A 16,752-nucleotide genomic window follows, 5' to 3' on the forward strand; every position below is an offset into this window, starting at 1 on the left:
AGGGGAATGTTTTATACCCCCCTGCTTTCGTTAGCGGGCTGAGGGGAACCGAAATAGCGGGAGATTATAGGATCGGCAGTATAATTTTGAAGGTCGTGCCTTCTCCCTTCCGGCTTTCCGCTGTAATTTTGCCGTCATGCCCCTCAACGATCCGGTGGCAGTATGACAGCCCGATTCCCCAATTATTGACCGAAGCCTTCGTAGTGAAGAACGGCGTGAAGATCCGCTCCAGCAATTCCTCGTCCATTCCCGGTCCGTTATCAGTCAGCGAAATAATCCCCCATCGGTTCTGCTGCTCGAGATGGATCACAATCCGCCCTTCGCGATTGCGTTCAACCATCGATTCCGCAGCATTGATGAGGAGGTTGTAAATGGTCTCGTCCATCTGTTGTGAATCGATATACGCGCTTGGAAGCTCAGGCGCTGCCGAAACATTAACCTGAATGTCCGGGTATTGCTGCCGGAAGCGGCTGACGGCGGAAAGAACCGGCTCGTGAAGGGAAGTTGGCTGCAGATTAAGCTGAATATTACGAAGCCTTCCCGCTGCGGAATGAATGTTATCCATAGCTGTCCGGCAAGAGGACAGCATCAGTTCCAGGCTGTAGACGGTTTCTTCGTCATCGGCATGCTTCTCTTTCAAGTACTCCGCTTCCGAATGGATGGCCAGCAGATGATTTTTCAAGGCATGGGTAAAAGCCCGGACCCCCAAAGTCGCCGTATCTATACTTTTATTAATCTGAATGTCCCGATTTCGGCGATAAGTTTCAATGGAATTGTAAGTGTAGATGATATAAATCATAAACGCAAACGCGAGAAACACGATATAGGGAAACCAATTAAACAGCAAGCCGCTAGCCCGAATATGAGGCTGCAGATAGTTCGTGTAGCCCGGAATGACCGTCGCCCGCACCAGCACCCGCGGCGCCCAGGAAAATAAAAGCAAGTAGATGAGTGATACGGGCAGCAGGCTAAGCAGATGGAATAGCGAGTAATTTCTTAAGAACCGGATTTTGGGGTAGGTTACATAATCATATGCCAGAACGATAAAAGCGGCGGCAATAAACAGCCGGTTAATCCAGTGAAATCCTTCGTCCAGCGCGAAAACGAGCGTTCCAGACCAGTCCAGATCGCGAGCGCCTCCATACATCCAATTCTGCAGCCAGTCCTGAAACCCGGGGTCATAGTACACGACTTGGATCAGCAGCAAGGCCAGAGCGGTCCATTGATAGACAGCGGGCCTGAACGTCCTGCGTCTGCTCGTAAAGGTAACGGCAAAGCCGAGCAGGCAGTACGGAAACATAAGCACTCCGATGTTCAGCAATCGGATCAGCAAATCCGGGTTCAGACTATTGAGAACGAGATAGTTCCAGGTTCCCGGACTGAAGTCGAAAAACCGGTGAATCACATTATAGTAGAAGTTAAATTTACTCAAATAAAGCACTAGCGAAATAAACGCCAGAATCCAGCCGAACAGAATCCCGTAAAGCCAACGTGTGGAAGAGCTGTTCAGCTTGCGATAAGTGAGCAGAACGGCAATTAAGACAAAGCTTAGTGTAAAGTAGAGCATGCTTTCATCTCCGATGTTGGACGGCAGCGGGAGGAGGGGGTATAAAGTTTACTCCTTCTCGAATCCCCTTCTGGCCCGATACAATCAGAAGTACCAGTTAAGCGATTTCATCATACTAAACTTCCGGGGGGTTTTCAAATGAAAATAAAGAAAAAGGTTCTCAGTGTGGCAGCGTTTACGCTGGTTGTCGGGATGCTGGCCGGCTGCGGAGCGAACGCAGACAAGCCGGGGGATGGGGATAAACAGGGCGGAGGAGAATCGGCCGGCGAGGTCAAGCTGCGCATGACGGTTCTGCCCGACGATCTGGATGAATTCCAGTTGGCTTATGAGGAGTTCAAGAAGGAAAATCCGAACATTACCGTCGAATTTGAAACGATTCCTCAGAAGCAATACTACGACAAGCTGAGGCTGCAGCTTTCTTCCGGAGACAACATTGATTTGTTCAGCGGAAACATGGACTCCTTTCTCGACACGGGAATTTTAGAGGAGATTGACGATGAAATCAAAAACAACAACACCGACGTCTCCGGCTTCGGTCCGCTGTACGACACGTTAAAAGTGAATGGCAAAGTATACGGATTGCCGTATCGAAAGTCGAACTGGATGTTGTACTACAATAAAACGCTGTTCGACCAAGCGGGAGTCGATTATCCGAAGGATGATATGAATTGGGAAGAATTCCGCGAGCTGGCGAAAAAAATGACTCAAGGCGAGGGCGCCTCGAAAATTTACGGAGCTTACCTGCAACAATGGCCGCAAACCTGGTATATGCAAGGGGTTCAAACAGGGGCTTCTATTATTGACAAAGATATGACACCGTTCAAAAAAGCGCTGCAGCTCCGGCTTGACATGGAAAAAGACGGTTCCATTATGCCGTGGTCGGAGCAGGTGACGACATCTGCTCACTATAATTCGGCATTCCAAAAAGGCAACGTAGCGATGAATCTGATCGGGGATTGGCATATTGCCCAGCTGCGTCAAGCAGAGGATGAGGGAAAGATCGATTTCGACTGGGATGTTGTGCCCGTACCGCATCCGGAAGGAGTTCCGGCCAATACAAGTCTGGCTACTCCAGTGTCCGTCATGATTAATAAGAACACGAAGCATAAAGAAGAAGCTTATAAAGTATTGGAGTTCATGACCGGTGAAAAGGGCGCGAAGGTGTTCGCAGGCAGCGGCTTGCTGACGGGCTTCACGAATGATGAGATCAAGAAAGCCTATACGGGTGACGGTTCACGCAAGCCGGAAAATATCCATTACTTCCTGGAGCAGAAGGAATATCCGGAGTATCCGCTTCTTCCCGGGGTGAAAAACATCATCGTTAATACTATATTCACTCAAGAGGGAGAGCTCGCATTGTCGGGGCAGCAATCCGTCGATCAGGCGATTGAAAAAATTTCCGACCGGGTGCAAAAAGAATGGGCCGACAAGTTCGGTAAAGAATTTGCAGCAAATTAATAGATGAACAGGCCGGAATCGGAGCCGTATATGTATCGGCTCCGATGGCCGTATTAAGGTCAGACGTTCGCGAGGCCGCCTGCAACTGCGCCGGGAGGCGCCCGTTCAGAGAGGACAATAATGTAATCTGCACAGGGAACAGGGAAATCCCTGCCCCGCGAAGGTCTGATTTCAAGAAGGAGTGATGGGATTTGAGAAGGCTTCAATCGGCAGGCCGAGCCAGATTAATCGGTTATACGTTCCTCCTTCCGAATATCCTTGGCTTTCTAATCTTTATCCTGTTTCCGGTAATAGCCTCGTTCTTGATGAGCTTCACCGAATGGAACGGATTTGGAAAAATCGAGTGGATCGGATTGGACAATTACATCCGGCTATGGTCGGATGAGAACTTTCGGATTTCGTTCTGGAACAGCTTGGTGATGACCGTTGTATCCGTACCGGCCACGTTATTCTTGTCAATTCTCGCGGCAGTGGCCTTGAACCGCGGAATCCGAGGCATGAAGCTGTTCCGGACGGCTATGTTCTTGCCTCATATTACATCTACGATCGCGATTGCGGTCGTCTGGCAGCTGCTGTTCAACCCGACAATGGGACCGATTAACGGGTTTCTTCACAGCATCGGTGTCGACAATGCGCCTGGTTGGTTATCCTCAACGAAATGGGCGTTAATCTCCGTTATTATCGTCAACATCTGGCATTCTGTCGGTTATTATATGGTTTTGTATTTAGCCGGGTTGCAAGGGATTCCGAGAGATTTGTACGAGGCTGCGGAAATCGACGGGGCCGGTAAAGTATCGCAATTTACGAACATTACGATTCCGATGCTGTCGCCGGTCATCTTTTTCACCGTCATCATGGCCGTTATTAATTCGTTTAAAGTGTTTGACCTTATTTTCATGCTGACGCAAGGCGGCCCCGGCCGTTCGACCCGGGTGCTAGTGTATGACATTTATTATACGGCGTTCCAGAGATACGAGTTCGGCTACGCTTCCGCGATGGCCTATATCCTGTTCGCACTCATTCTAGTCATCACACTGATCCAGTTCCGCGGCCAGAAGAAATGGGTCCATTATTGAACCGCCGGAGGGGAGTAAACTATGAATTCAGTTATGGCAACGTCGCCGGGATATGGTTCTTCTCGCAGAAGCGGTAGAGCAATGCCGCGGATTCGTAAAGGCTTGTTATATGTTTTTCTGATCCTGGTCACTCTTTCCATGGTCGTTCCGCTAATCTGGATGATTTCGGCGTCTCTAAAGTCTGAGGCGGAAATATTCGGTTTTCCCATCCAGTGGATTCCGAGCAAATTTTATTGGAGCAATTACGCTGACGTATGGACGAAGGTGCCGTTTCTTACCTACTATCTCAATACGCTGAAAATTGCAGGGATTACGACACTGCTGCAGGTGTTCACCTGCTCGATGGCGGCTTATGCCTTTGCCAAAGTGCGGTTTCCGGAGCGCGACAAGCTGTTCCTGCTCTATCTCGCCACGATGATGATTCCGTATCAGGTGATGATGATTCCCCAGTTTCTGTTGATGAAGGAGATCGGCTTGGTCAACAGCCATTGGGCGCTGATTTTGCTGGGAGCCTTTAATCCATTCGGGGTCTTCCTGTTCCGCCAGTTCTTCATTACAATTCCCGAAGAGCTGTCGGAGGCGGCGCGAATCGATGGGCTTAACGAATTCGGAATTTATTTTCGGATCATTCTGCCGCTGACTCGCCCGGCTATCGCCAGCCTGATTATTTTCACTTTTATGCATTCGTGGAACGATTTTCTAGGGCCGCTCATTTATTTGAACTCGGATAGTCTGTTTACACTGCAGCTAGGGATGCAGCATTTCCAAACCGAGTACAGCACCGAATATGGCCCGTTGATGGCTGCCGCTGTGTCGGCTATCGTTCCGATGATCATTGTCTATTTCCTCGCCCAGGATCATTTTATCGAAGGCATTTCGGCCGGGGCGGTCAAAGGGTAGGCGAAATTCAGGCAACGGATTTCTTATTGGAAAAAAGGATGTGATGGGATGGCTGCAAAAGGTCCTAACCTATTGTACGTATTTGCAGATCAATGGCGGCGGCAGGCGGTCGGCTTTGCGGGAGAGGATCCGGTGATGACGCCTCATATCGACCGGTTCGCTCAACAGAGTCTGGTTCTACGCAACGCTCTGTCCAGCACTCCGCTTTGCTCGCCGCATCGCGCGGCGCTTATGACAGGTAAATATCCGCTGTCCACCGGCGTCTATACCAATTGCAAGCTGGGAGCGGAATTCATGCTTCGGCCGGAGGAGATCGGCATCGGAGATGTGTTGAAGGAGGCTGGTTACCAGACCGGCTACATCGGCAAATGGCATCTTGACCTGCCGGAGCAAAATGTGACGGAGGAGCCGGAATCGGGCGCTCGCGATTGGGACGCCTATACTCCGCCGGGACCGAAGCGGCACGGCTTCGACTTCTGGTATTCTTACGGCGCGTACGATCACCATCTGGAGCCTCATTACTGGCGGGATACCCCGGAGATGATTCAAGTGTCACAATGGTCTCCCGAGCACGAGACCGATGTTGCGATAGATTATATGCGCGGGCTGGACAGGGATCGTCCTTTTGCTTTATTTGTGTCGTGGAATCCGCCGCACAGTCCGTTTGAGCTGCTGCCTGACAAATACAAGGAGCTCTATCGGGACCGGGAGGTTCCTTTCCGTCCCAACGTACAGTGCGATACGCTGCAGGCTCATACCGGCGAGCCTTTCGCTGGCGGACGCGACAATCTGGAGCAATATATGCGCGATTATTTTGCGGCAGTGACCGGGATTGACGAGCAGTTCGGACGGCTGCTGGCCGCGTTGGAGGAGCTCGGGCTGGAGCGGGATACGATCGTCGTGCTGTCGTCCGACCATGGCGAGCTGCTGGGAGCTCACGGCTTGATGGCGAAGCATTCCTGGCACGAGGAATCGATCGGCATCCCGTGCGTCATTCGCTGGCCGGGGAAAGTCGCTCCAGGGACGACCGACGTCCTGTTCAACAGCCCGGACATTATGCCGACGCTGCTTGGCCTGGCCGGCCTCCCGATTCCGGACACGGTCGAGGGGACGGACGTGGCCCCGGCACTGCTAGGCGAAACGATGGAGGGGCCGGAGTCCGCTTTCCTCGCGGCGATTCCGGGCCGGCGCGAGGCGCTCGAGCAGTTCGCCCAGGCCGGCCTCGACAACAAGCGGTTCGGCTGGCGCGCAGTGCGGACGGATCGATACACCTATGTGGTCGATCGAGGATATTCGCCGGACGGTACGACTGTACGGCTCTTGTACGACAACGAGGCCGATCCGTACCAGCTTCACCCGACCCGCTTGGCAGGCGCCGCCGATTCGTCGGTCGCCGCGCGTCTTGAGGAAGAGCTGCGAGCGTACTTGCGGCGGACGAACGATCCTTTTGATTTGGCCGACTAGCCGCTGTATAAGCTGAAGAGTTCAATTGAATAATGAATAGCCACTTTCTGTGGAATCCGCCCTGTAAAGGGCGTTCCTATAAATCATTTTTGGTAGCGATTACATACCGGATTAAGAGAGGGGAATGATTGATAATGTCACGATCGAACCGTCCACAGAACCATTCAGAAGGGCAGGAAAAGCTATCTCAGGAACGAAATCAGCAGCGAAACGGGTCTCAGACCGGAATTGAACCGGAAGGTATGCAGCGTTTAATGAATCTACTGGCGTTAAAGAACAACCGAGACCGCTGGAGACGATTCATTGCGCTTCCGCTTGCGGCCGCTATGATCATCCCAGCGGCTTGGCCGGCTGCGACATTGGCCGCATCAGGGCAGCCGTTGGCAGCGATGAGCCTTGGAGGGACTGCATCAGCGGCCAGTCTGGCTAGTACGGCCAGTCTGGCCAAGGACTTGGAACAGCAAGCAGCGGCGCTGGGAATTCCGCTCTATACATTCGAAGACGGCGTCCCCAAAGGCTTTACGGCGGAAGGCGGGGGCAAGCTCGAGGTCAGCGGCCGTCATGCCAAAGACGGAGAGCAATCGCTCCGCTGGGATTATGTAGCCGGTTCCAGGCTGCTGGCGAAGGCGAAGATCGGTTTCGAGCCGTTCGTTGAGAACGATCGCGATCAGTCGATTCGGACGTTCGTCGTCTGGGTCTATAACGAAGAACCGAAGGATGATGTGATCACCTTTCAGTTCGGAAGAGGCAATAAGGCGGACAGCTGGTTTGAGATGAAGCTGGATTTCAGCGGCTGGAGGACGGCATGGGTATCGTTTGAGCGGGATATGGAAGGAACTCCGCATAAAGCGATGAACCGAATGACGGTCACTGCTCCCGACTCCGGTTCGGGTACGCTGTATTTTGATTCGATGATGCTGTCCACTCCGCTGGATCCGCGTCATCATACACCAGATATGCAGGTGCCGTTTGTTAATCCGGGAGTAATGGAGGCCGCCAATGCCCATTGGCTGGGGCTGCTGCATTATTCCCGGCAGACTCCGCCAGAATCTCCCGCTGAAGTAACGGATGGGGATTTGGCCGCCTTTAGGGCGATCGAGGATAAGTTTACGGAACTGGTCTTTAAGCGGCAAAAAGTGACGGATGCTCTCTTGGGCGACATTCGCAGCAAGTATGCGGCGTTCGGAATCGTGCGCGAGGAGGGGACGATTCGAGGGGGCTCGCTGTTCATGCCCCATTTTGACCAGGTACCCAAAGAACTGAAGGATTCTTTCAAAGAGCTGAATAACACAGTCGATCTGAGAGCTTTTACCGATTTCATGCTGTTGGTCGCCAATACGTACCTTTCCACAGAAGATTCTGCATGGCGGGAAGAATTAAAGCAGATGTATATCGATCTGGCGGAGCATTTGGCCGATCAGGGCTGGAATTACGGGAGCGGCCAAGGGACGATGCATCATCTAGGCTACAACGTACGCGGTTACTATTCTTCAGCGTTCCTGATGCGTGACGTTCTGGAGGAGGCCGGTTTGCTCGGGCAGACCCAGCAAACGCTGTTCTGGCTGAGCGGAGCGGGTAAAATGTACATGCCTTCCGACCAAGTGGAGGGGAACATCGATATTTTGAATACGACGCTGAACGGCATGCTGGCCAGTATCCTCGTGCAGAAGGATACGACAGATAAGGTGCGGGATCTTCAGAGCTTCTCGTCCTGGCTGTCGCAAGGACTTCGTCCGGCCAATGGATTGGATCCTGCATTTAAGAAGGATGGCTCCGCCTTTCACCATGACAATCATTACCCGGCATACGCTAAAGATGCCTTTAACGGGGTAACCCCCGTCATGTACGTGTTGTCCGGTACGCCGTTCCGGGTAGCCGAGGATGCCCACGAAACGTTGAAAAAAGCGCTGCTGTCCATGCGCTTGTATTCCAATAAGACACAATGGCTGATCAGCATCGCAGGCCGTCATCCGGATGGAAAAGGCGCCTTGGTGCTGCCTCCGTTCCGCTATATGGCTCTGGCAGGGTCCCCGGATGGCACGGAATCCGTTGACCGCGAAATGGCGGCTGCGTTCCTGCGGCTGTCAGATAAAGAAGACGCGACCGTCCGTCAGTTCCGGGCGCTGGGAATTGAAGCCGAGCCGGATCCGAACGGACACTGGACGATGAATTATGCGAGCCTTGGCTTGCACCGCCGTGACCAGTGGCTGGCTGGAGTTAAAGGATACAGCCGATATTTATGGGGCAACGAGACTTATTTGGACGCCAACCTGTATGGACGTTACATTTCCTATGGCCAGCTGCAGATTATGGGGCAAGGCGCTCCGGTTAATCATCAAGACAGCGGATATGTCCAGGAAGGCTGGGATTGGAACCGTTGGCCGGGAACGACGACGATTCATCTGCCGTTCGACAAGCTGCGTTCGGATGTCCGCAATGTAGACCGCTTCAGCGGATTCGAAGAAATGCTGCTGTCGGATGAGACGTATTCGGGAGGCCTCAGTCTGGAAGGCAGGAATGGAATGTTCGCAATGAAGCTTCACGAGCATCCGAAATATGACGGCTCTCATCGGGCTCGTAAATCCTACTTTTTCTTTGATGACCGCATCGTCGCTCTCGGTTCAGATATCGAGAACAATAACAGCGAATATCCGACGGAGACGACATTATTCCAGAATCATATGCCGCAAACAACGGATCCTGTCTGGATGTCGGCCAAAGGAGCGATCAGCGAATTTCCGTTCCAGGATCGTCTGGAGCTTAGCGAAGACAGTTGGCTGGTTGACAATAAAGCAAACGGCTATTATGTGCCTGCCGGACAAACGATTGCGATAACGCGCTCGGAGCAGCAGTCGAAGCATCAGAAGGATGATTCGGACACATCCGGGACGTTTGCGACGGCGTGGATCGATCACGGTAAAGCGCCTAAGAACGGGAAGTATGAATATGCTGTTCTTGTGAATACGGATGCGGATCGAATGGCGGGCTTTGCGGAAACGATGGCTGATCCGGATCAGGCTCCATATCGTGTGCTGCAGCAGGACCGGATGGCGCACATCGTCTATGACCGGGCCACGGGTATCACCGGCTACGCCTTGTTTGAAGCCAGCGAGGATGTGAATCAGGGGCTGATCCGCGCCGTGGATACTCCGTCGATGGTCATGACCCGCCAGGAGGAAGATCGGCTCGTTCTGAGCGTGGTCGATCCCGATCTGCGCCTGTATGAAGGGATCGAGGAAGATCAATACGATGAGAACGGCGTGCAAAAAGAAGTGAGCGTCTATTCCCGCACCTGGCGCCACTCCGAAAGTATTATGCGTCCTATGAAGCTGACGATAGAAGGAGAATGGGAGCTGGCTTCCGCGGACAGCCGGATCCGGATACTGTCCTCCGAAGGCGGCCGGACGGTTCTGGAGCTTGACTGTAAAGATGCGGAGCCGTTGGAGCTTGCCCTGCTGCCCAAGAGCTGACCTAGCCGGAATCGCGCGTCCGGGGCATCCGGTATGGCGAAGCCTGCAAACCTGACAGTGTTAAATATAAAATAGGATAGGAGTGGCCAGGCCAATGTGGAAGCAAGCTATTGAAGACGCAGTATTGAAAACGAGACGAAATATCGAGAAGCATGGGCTGAAGTTCCCTCATATTATCGAAAAACAAGCGGACTGGAAGCCCTCCAAGCTTGGGGAGAGCCGTTACCAATGGGAAGAGAACAACGATTGGATAGATGGCTTTTATACCGGCATGGTTTGGCTATGTTATCAGTATACGGGAGATGAATTTTTCCGGGAGGCGGCGCTTGCCCAGGTGCAGAATTTTAGCGAACGGTTGGATAAGGACGTGTATCTGGATCATCATGACATCGGTTTTTTGTACTCTTTATCGGCTAAAGCGGGCTGGATCGTGGACAAGAATGAAGAAGCTCGTCAGCTCGCACTGCGTGCCGCGGATAAGCTGATGCAGCGCTGGCGTCCGCAAGGGCAGTATATTCAGGCTTGGGGGGCGCAGGGAGACCCCGAGAACGGGGGAAGAATCATCATCGACTGCTTGTTGAACCTTCCTCTGCTGTACTGGGCCTACGAGCAAACCGGCAACGCCAAGTACCGGAACGCCGCCATGATTCAGGCTGACAAAAGCCGGCGTTATCTAGTCCGGGGGGACGACTCCTCTTATCATACCTTCTACTTCAATCCCGAAGATGGAACTCCGATCAGAGGAGGAACGCATCAAGGCTATCATGACGGCTCCACTTGGACTCGCGGGCAGGCATGGGGAATTTATGGATTCGCCCTGTCTTATCGATATACTCTAAATCCGCTATATTTGGAAACAGCCAAGCGAATGACTGCCTATTTTATCGATCATTTTCCCGAGGATGATGTCGTATATTGGGACTTTGATGTGCCTGTAGTGGAAGAAACCTCGCGGGACAGCTCGGCTTCGGCGATTGCCGCGGCCGGCATGCTCGAGCTTCTTACTCATATGGAAGCGGGTGATCCTGATCGGAGCCGATTCGAGAAGGCGGTTCAGCGGTCCATGGAATCGCTGGTTAATAACTATTCCACTATGAAAATGCCTGAAGCTGAAGGTCTGCTTCAGCACGGGTCCTATCACGTTCGTGGAGGAAGAGGACTCGATGACTTTATGATTTGGGGAGACTACTATTACCTCGAAGCCCTTATGAGATTGGAAAAAGGGCTGACCGGGTACTGGTATGAATGAATAAAATCGTAAGTACCGCTCGTTAAAGGAAAGGGTCTACGCTGCAAAAATTATGAAAATGCCCCGCAAGAGGCAGGACGCCGGGAGTTTGCGAACGGTTCGATTTGTTTCTAAAAAGAGGCAGATCGGACCGTTTTCCCGTGTAATGGGAGAGAGGTTTTGTTCACATCTGTATCCCATTGTCATCGCTTTGGACTAATATCCCCTTGTCTCAGAAAAAACTTGATGACCGGGACCTGTCGGTCTGCTTTGCAACTTCCCAATCCTTATCAGTCCCTAATCTGCCTCCAAGAATAGTTCCCTATAAATAAGTTCGACCAAATCCTTACATCGGACAAATGGGAAAAGAAAAGTCTTGTCAAAAATCGGTATGTATATTATTTTCATATAAAAGGTAACATTTTTACGCAAAGCGAAGTTTGTTTTGATTACTCAAGAAAACCGGATATTGGACGGGTTTTTTGTTTATGCGTTATGTAAACGATTACTAAACAGGAGACGGATGAAGGCAAGTGACCAGGATAACCATTAAAGACGTAGCCAAGGAAAGCGGAGTCTCCATAGCCACTGTATCTCGGGTTCTTAACCATAAGGGATACGCGACGGAAGAGGTCAAGCAAAAGGTTTATACCGCTGTCGAGAAGTTGAATTATCAGCCTAATGCGGTTGCAAGGAGCTTGAAGATCGAACAAACCAACACTATCGGAATCATCATTCCCGACATATCCAATCCGTACTTTATGAAAATATCCAAAGGAATAGAGGATGTGGTGCATTCCAAGGGCTATAACCTGATTTTTGGCAGTGGAGACGAATCACCGGATAAGGAACGCGAGCTGCTGCAGGTTTTGTACAAAAAACGGGTGGACGCACTCGTTCTGGCCACCTCGGGCGCCAATGAGGAGCTGATTCGGAGCATCCAAGCTACCGGCACCCCTGTGATCCTCATCGATCGAAGGCTGGAGGAAGAGGACGATTCAATGGACCTGATCCAGGAGGACAATATCCGCGGCGCTTATATGCTTACCGAGTCCCTCATCCTGCAAGGACATGAGCGTATCGGGGTTGTTCACGGTCCTACCAACGTAAGCACGGGAGCTGACCGCTATGCCGGATATCTTCAAGCGATGCGGCAATATCATTCCCCGGTTGAGGAGGAACTGCAGTTCTTTGGCTCTTTCACCCGGGAAAGCGGGGAGAAGGCAACGCAGTATTTTTTGCAATTGGATCACCGGCCTTCCGCTTTGTTATGCTTCAACAATACGATGGCCTACGGCATGATGCTGGAATTGGTTCAGAGAGGCTGCCGGCTGCAGAACGATTTTATCCTCGCTTGTTATGGCCAAGTAGAGGCTGCTGAGCTGCTGTGGCCCGATATGATTTCGATCCGGCAATCCCCTTATGAAATGGGCAGAGCCGCCGGCCGTATTTTGTGCGAACGGCTGTTGGAACGGGGAAGCGGGCCCTATAAGGAAACCTTTAAGCCGATTATGACCGGTGCGCAGAGCAGATAACGCTCCAAAGCGGTAAAAAAATCGGAGGAATGGCAGGCTGTTTAGGTAAACGATTACCTAATGCAGGATCTATGTCTTTATGAAATTGAACGAGTGAAAGGAGGTGATTTTTACAGAAATGCTGCTGCTAAGAGAACCATAATTTTTTTCTAAAAATATGAATACAAACCCAACAAGAGGAGGATATCGATGAGCATATCCATTAAGAATCGATTGAATGGGCAGATGCCCAAGGTGGGAATCCGTCCGGTTGTCGATGGGCGCCGGGGCGGAATCCGGGAATCGTTGGAAGATGTAACGATGGAGATGGCCCGGTCGGTGGCCGCTTTGATCACGCACAAGCTGAAGCATGCAGGCGGGCTGCCTGTGGAATGCGTTATAGCCGATACGTGTATTGGAGGAGCGGCGGAAGCTGCTCAAGCGGCCGAGAAATTCGCCCGCAACGGTGTCGGGCTGACGATCACGGTCACCCCTTCTTGGTGTTACCCTACCGAAACGATGGATCAGGACCCGTTGATGCCGAAAGCGGTATGGGGCTTCAACAGCACCGAACGCCCGGGGGCGGTCTACCTGGCTGCTGTAAGCGCTGCGCATAATCAGAAAGGGCTGCCGGTCTTCACGATCTATGGTAAAGATGTTCAGGATATCGATGATACGACGATTACGGAAGATGTTCAGGAGAAGCTGCTGCAGTTCGTCAAATCCGGCCTTGCGGTGGCGGAAATGCGGGGAAAATCGTATTTATCCATAGGAACGGTATCGATGGGAATTGCCGGATGTATCGTTAACGAGGACTTCTTCCAGAATTATTTAGGCATGAGAAACGAATATGTCGATATGAGCGAATTCATCCGCCGTGTCCAGATGAATATTTTCGATCCGGAGGAATATGAGCGGGCATTGAATTGGGTAAAAAGGCACTGCAAGGAAGGCAGGGATGTCAACCCGGCTTCTCTGCAAAGAACCCGTGCCCAGAAGGATGAGGATTGGCAGTTTGTCGTCAAAATGGCTCTGATCGCCAAAGATTTGATGGCCGGCAATCCCAAGCTGGCGTCCCTCGGTTATGGCGAGGAAGCGCTTGGACATAACGCGATTGCGGGGGGCTTCCAGGGGCAACGCGCCTGGACCGATTATTTCCCTAACGGGGATTTCATGGAAGCGATTCTGACCAGTTCCTTCGATTGGGACGGGATCCGGCAGCCTTATATGTTTGCTACTGAAAACGATTCCCTCAATGCTGTCACGATGCTGTTCGGACATCTGCTTACAGATCGGGCGCAAATATTCGCCGATGTGAGAACTTACTGGAGTCCGGAAGCGGTCCGGCGGGTGACCGGAAAGGAGCTTGAAGGGCTGACGGTCGGCGGAATGATTCATTTGAGCAATTCGGGAGCCGCAACTCTTGACGGCACGGGTTGCCAGCAGGTCGATGGCCGTCCGGTCATGAAGCCGTTCTGGGAAATAACGGAGGAAGAGATGCGGGCATGTCTGGATGCGACGGAATGGTGCCCGGCCGTCGATTTTTTCCGGGGGGGCGGGTTTTCCTCGCAGTTCGTGACGGCAGGGAACATGCCCGTAACGATGGCGCGTCTTAATCTGGTGAAGGGCCTCGGGCCCGTTCTGCAGCTGGCAGAAGGGTATTCGGCGGAAGTACCGGATGACATTCACTCCGTGTTGGTCGAGCGGACCAACCCGACCTGGCCGACCACCTGGTTTGTTCCCAACCTTACCGGGAAGGGCGCGTTTAAAGATGTGTACTCCGTCATGTATAATTGGGGCTCTAACCACTGTGCTTTGAGCTACGGGCATATCGGGGGCCAACTGATTACGCTGGCGTCCATGCTCCGGATTCCGGTATCGATGCATAATGTGCCGGAGGAAAGGATTTTCAGGCCTAGCGCGTGGTCTGCCTTCGGAGAAGCGGAGCCAGTCGGGGCGGATTATCGTGCTTGTGCGGCTTTCGGGCCGCTCTACAAGTAAGGAGGGACGGCCATGAGCAAGTATGTTATAGGAATCGACTATGGAACGGAGTCGGGGAGGGTGCTGCTGGCAGATGTAAGCCGCGGAAAGGAAGCTGCGGTTCATATCGTCCGATATCCGCACGGTGTCATTACGTCGGTCCTGCCCGATACCGGTGTCAAGCTGAAACGGGATTGGGCGCTCCAGCATCCGGGCGACTACCTGCTGGTTCTTAAAGAAGGGATTCCCGCTGTGCTGCAAGCATCGGGGGTCAACTCCGATGATGTGATCGGTATAGGCATTGATTTTACATCCAGCACGGTGCTGCCGGTCGATGAATCCGGAGTGCCTCTATGCTTCAAGGAGGAGCTTAGCAGGCAACCGCACAGTTGGGTGAAGCTTTGGAAGCACCATGCCGCTGAGGCGGAAGCGGTCCGAATAACGGAGCTTGCTGCGCTGCGGGGAGAGCCGTTTCTGCAACGGTATGGGGGTAAAATATCATCCGAATGGATGCTGCCGAAAATTTTGCAGTTGCTGAACGATGCCCCGGATCTTTACGATCGTACGGACCGGTTCGTTGAAGCGGCTGACTGGGTCGTTTATCAATTAACCGGCCATTGGGTGCGCAACAGGGCCGGCGCCGGTTATAAAGGCATGTGGCATGACGGTTTTCCCCCTGCCGATTATTTACGGGAGCTTCATCCCAAGCTGGAACGGGTCGCCGAAACGAAGCTGAGAGGCGATGTTGTTGCGGTAGACCATAAAGCCGGGGGCTTAAGTCCCGAGATCGCCCGTCAAATCGGGCTTCGGCCCGGCACCGCCGTAGCTGCGGGAATGGTTGACGCTCACGCCGCCGTGCCCGGCTCTGGAGTATATGAACCCGGTGTCATGGTCATGGTGATGGGGACGTCAACGTGCCATATGCTTATGTCTCCCGAGGAGCAGTTCGTTCAGGGAGTGGCTGGTGTAGTGAAGGACGGCATCATCCCGGGCTATTACGGCTATGAGGCCGGTCAGGCGGCCGTGGGAGACTTATTCGGCTGGTTCGTTCAGAACGGCGTTCCTCCATTATCCGGCTCGATAGACGGCGAGGAGCCGGAATCCGTTCATGAACGGCTTGAACGGGAGGCCGGTTCTTATCGGCCGGGGGAAACCGGCCTTGTGGCGCTGGATTGGTGGAACGGAAATCGCTCGGTCTTGATGGATGCCGAGTTGACAGGGATGCTGGTCGGATATACCTTGTCTACCCGTCCCGCGGAGATTTACAGGGCACTGCTGGAGGCGACTGCCTTCGGCACTCGTAAAATTATCGATACGTTCGAGGAGAACGGGATTGAGGTAAACGAATTGTATGCAGCCGGCGGGCTGCCCATGCGGAACCGGCTGCTTATGCAAATCTATGCGGATGTCACCGGCCGCACCATTCAAGTGCCTTTGTCCAACGAAACCGGAGCGTTAGGAGCGGCGATGTGCGGTGCGGTAGCGGCCAGCGCTGCAGAAGGCGGCTACGATACGATGGAGGACGCCATTCGGAATATGGCTGCCGGCAAGACGGAGGTATACACGCCGATAGCGGAGCATCGACCGGTTTACGACAAGCTGTATGAAATCTATTTAAAGCTTCATGATCATTTCGGCAAGGAAGCGATGGGCATTATGAAAGATTTGAAGACCCTTTCGCGGGCGGCGGAGGAAGGATAGCGGATCGTATCGGGGCCCAGTGGTTGTCCGACGTTACGATGATGGATCGTACCGGGCCCAGGAGTTTGTCCGACGTTACGACGGCTATCGGATATTTTGATAGGGGCTATGTTTGCCGGTTAAAACTTGTCTCTAAGTGCCATAGAAAAGCCTAAAGAGCCTAGAAAAGCCTAACACATCGTTAAAAAGCGGCAAGAACCAGCAATTCCGCAGGTCTTTATCGGGTGGGCATTACAATCAGCCAAAGACATGCAAATGTGCAGGTCAATTTAATCATTTGGCTGATTTTCGGGTTTTTCCGGTGATTGACCTGCAGTTTGGCTCGTCTTCGCCGGGATTTGTCGGATTCTCGCAAAAAGACATGCACTATTGCTTGTATTTGGTCAGTGCAAGG

10 protein-coding genes are annotated in these 16,752 nt (G+C 52.6%); 9 read left to right on the forward strand and 1 reads right to left on the reverse strand.

Features of this window, described 5'->3' with window-relative positions; genetic code table 11:
- Positions 1-64: 64 nt before the first annotated feature.
- Positions 65-1,567 (reverse strand): sensor histidine kinase, encoded by a 1,503-nt coding sequence (locus tag KJS69_RS21700; RefSeq protein WP_213585886.1) that lies wholly within the window; start codon positions 1,565-1,567, stop codon positions 65-67.
- A 138-nt stretch (positions 1,568-1,705) separates the two neighbouring features.
- Between KJS69_RS21700 and KJS69_RS21705 the strand changes: the two genes are divergently transcribed.
- The 9 genes from KJS69_RS21705 to KJS69_RS21745 all read left to right on the forward strand — a co-directional run bounded on the left by KJS69_RS21705 (position 1,706) and on the right by KJS69_RS21745 (position 16,358).
- Positions 1,706-3,025, forward strand: coding sequence for an ABC transporter substrate-binding protein (locus KJS69_RS21705; protein ID WP_249730653.1), 1,320 nt, complete (start codon positions 1,706-1,708; stop codon positions 3,023-3,025).
- A 191-nt stretch (positions 3,026-3,216) separates the two neighbouring features.
- A complete protein-coding gene (locus KJS69_RS21710) occupies positions 3,217-4,101 on the forward strand; it encodes a carbohydrate ABC transporter permease (protein ID WP_213585887.1) in 885 nt (294 codons plus the stop codon).
- Between the two features lie 21 nt (positions 4,102-4,122).
- Positions 4,123-5,001: a carbohydrate ABC transporter permease gene (locus tag KJS69_RS21715; RefSeq protein ID WP_249730654.1), complete on the forward strand. Its 879-nt coding sequence runs from the start codon at positions 4,123-4,125 to the stop codon at positions 4,999-5,001.
- A gap of 48 nt (positions 5,002-5,049) precedes the next feature.
- Entirely contained in the window at positions 5,050-6,465 is a 1,416-nt protein-coding gene (locus tag KJS69_RS21720; RefSeq protein WP_213585888.1) for a sulfatase family protein, read from the forward strand.
- Between the two features lie 134 nt (positions 6,466-6,599).
- The gene (locus tag KJS69_RS21725; protein WP_213585889.1) at positions 6,600-9,935 is read left to right on the forward strand and encodes a chondroitinase family polysaccharide lyase; all 3,336 of its coding nucleotides are present in this window, start codon (positions 6,600-6,602) and stop codon (positions 9,933-9,935) included.
- Positions 9,936-10,029: 94 nt separating this feature from the next.
- On the forward strand, positions 10,030-11,184 hold the full coding sequence (locus KJS69_RS21730) for a glycoside hydrolase family 88 protein (protein ID WP_213585890.1): 1,155 nt from the start codon (positions 10,030-10,032) through the stop codon (positions 11,182-11,184).
- Between the two features lie 512 nt (positions 11,185-11,696).
- A complete protein-coding gene (locus tag KJS69_RS21735) occupies positions 11,697-12,698 on the forward strand; it encodes a LacI family DNA-binding transcriptional regulator (protein ID WP_213585891.1) in 1,002 nt (333 codons plus the stop codon).
- A 189-nt stretch (positions 12,699-12,887) separates the two neighbouring features.
- The gene (locus KJS69_RS21740) at positions 12,888-14,678 is read left to right on the forward strand and encodes an L-fucose isomerase (protein WP_213585892.1); all 1,791 of its coding nucleotides are present in this window, start codon (positions 12,888-12,890) and stop codon (positions 14,676-14,678) included.
- 12 nt (positions 14,679-14,690) lie between these two features.
- On the forward strand, positions 14,691-16,358 hold the full coding sequence (locus KJS69_RS21745) for a ribulokinase (RefSeq protein WP_213585893.1): 1,668 nt from the start codon (positions 14,691-14,693) through the stop codon (positions 16,356-16,358).
- The last annotated feature ends 394 nt before the right edge of the window (positions 16,359-16,752 follow it).

The organism is Paenibacillus sp. J2TS4, assembly GCF_018403245.1.
Taxonomy (GTDB): domain Bacteria; phylum Bacillota; class Bacilli; order Paenibacillales; family NBRC-103111; genus Paenibacillus_L.

Coding starts and splice junctions, on each gene's coding strand:
- KJS69_RS21700 (WP_213585886.1), bottom strand. CDS start 1,567: ATGCTCTACTTTACACTAAGCTTTGTCTTAATTGCCGTTCTGCTCACT.
- KJS69_RS21705 (WP_249730653.1), top strand. CDS start 1,706: ATGAAAATAAAGAAAAAGGTTCTCAGTGTGGCAGCGTTTACGCTGGTT.
- KJS69_RS21715 (WP_249730654.1), top strand. CDS start 4,123: ATGAATTCAGTTATGGCAACGTCGCCGGGATATGGTTCTTCTCGCAGA.
- KJS69_RS21720 (WP_213585888.1), top strand. CDS start 5,050: ATGGCTGCAAAAGGTCCTAACCTATTGTACGTATTTGCAGATCAATGG.
- KJS69_RS21725 (WP_213585889.1), top strand. CDS start 6,600: ATGTCACGATCGAACCGTCCACAGAACCATTCAGAAGGGCAGGAAAAG.
- KJS69_RS21730 (WP_213585890.1), top strand. CDS start 10,030: ATGTGGAAGCAAGCTATTGAAGACGCAGTATTGAAAACGAGACGAAAT.
- KJS69_RS21740 (WP_213585892.1), top strand. CDS start 12,888: ATGAGCATATCCATTAAGAATCGATTGAATGGGCAGATGCCCAAGGTG.
- KJS69_RS21745 (WP_213585893.1), top strand. CDS start 14,691: ATGAGCAAGTATGTTATAGGAATCGACTATGGAACGGAGTCGGGGAGG.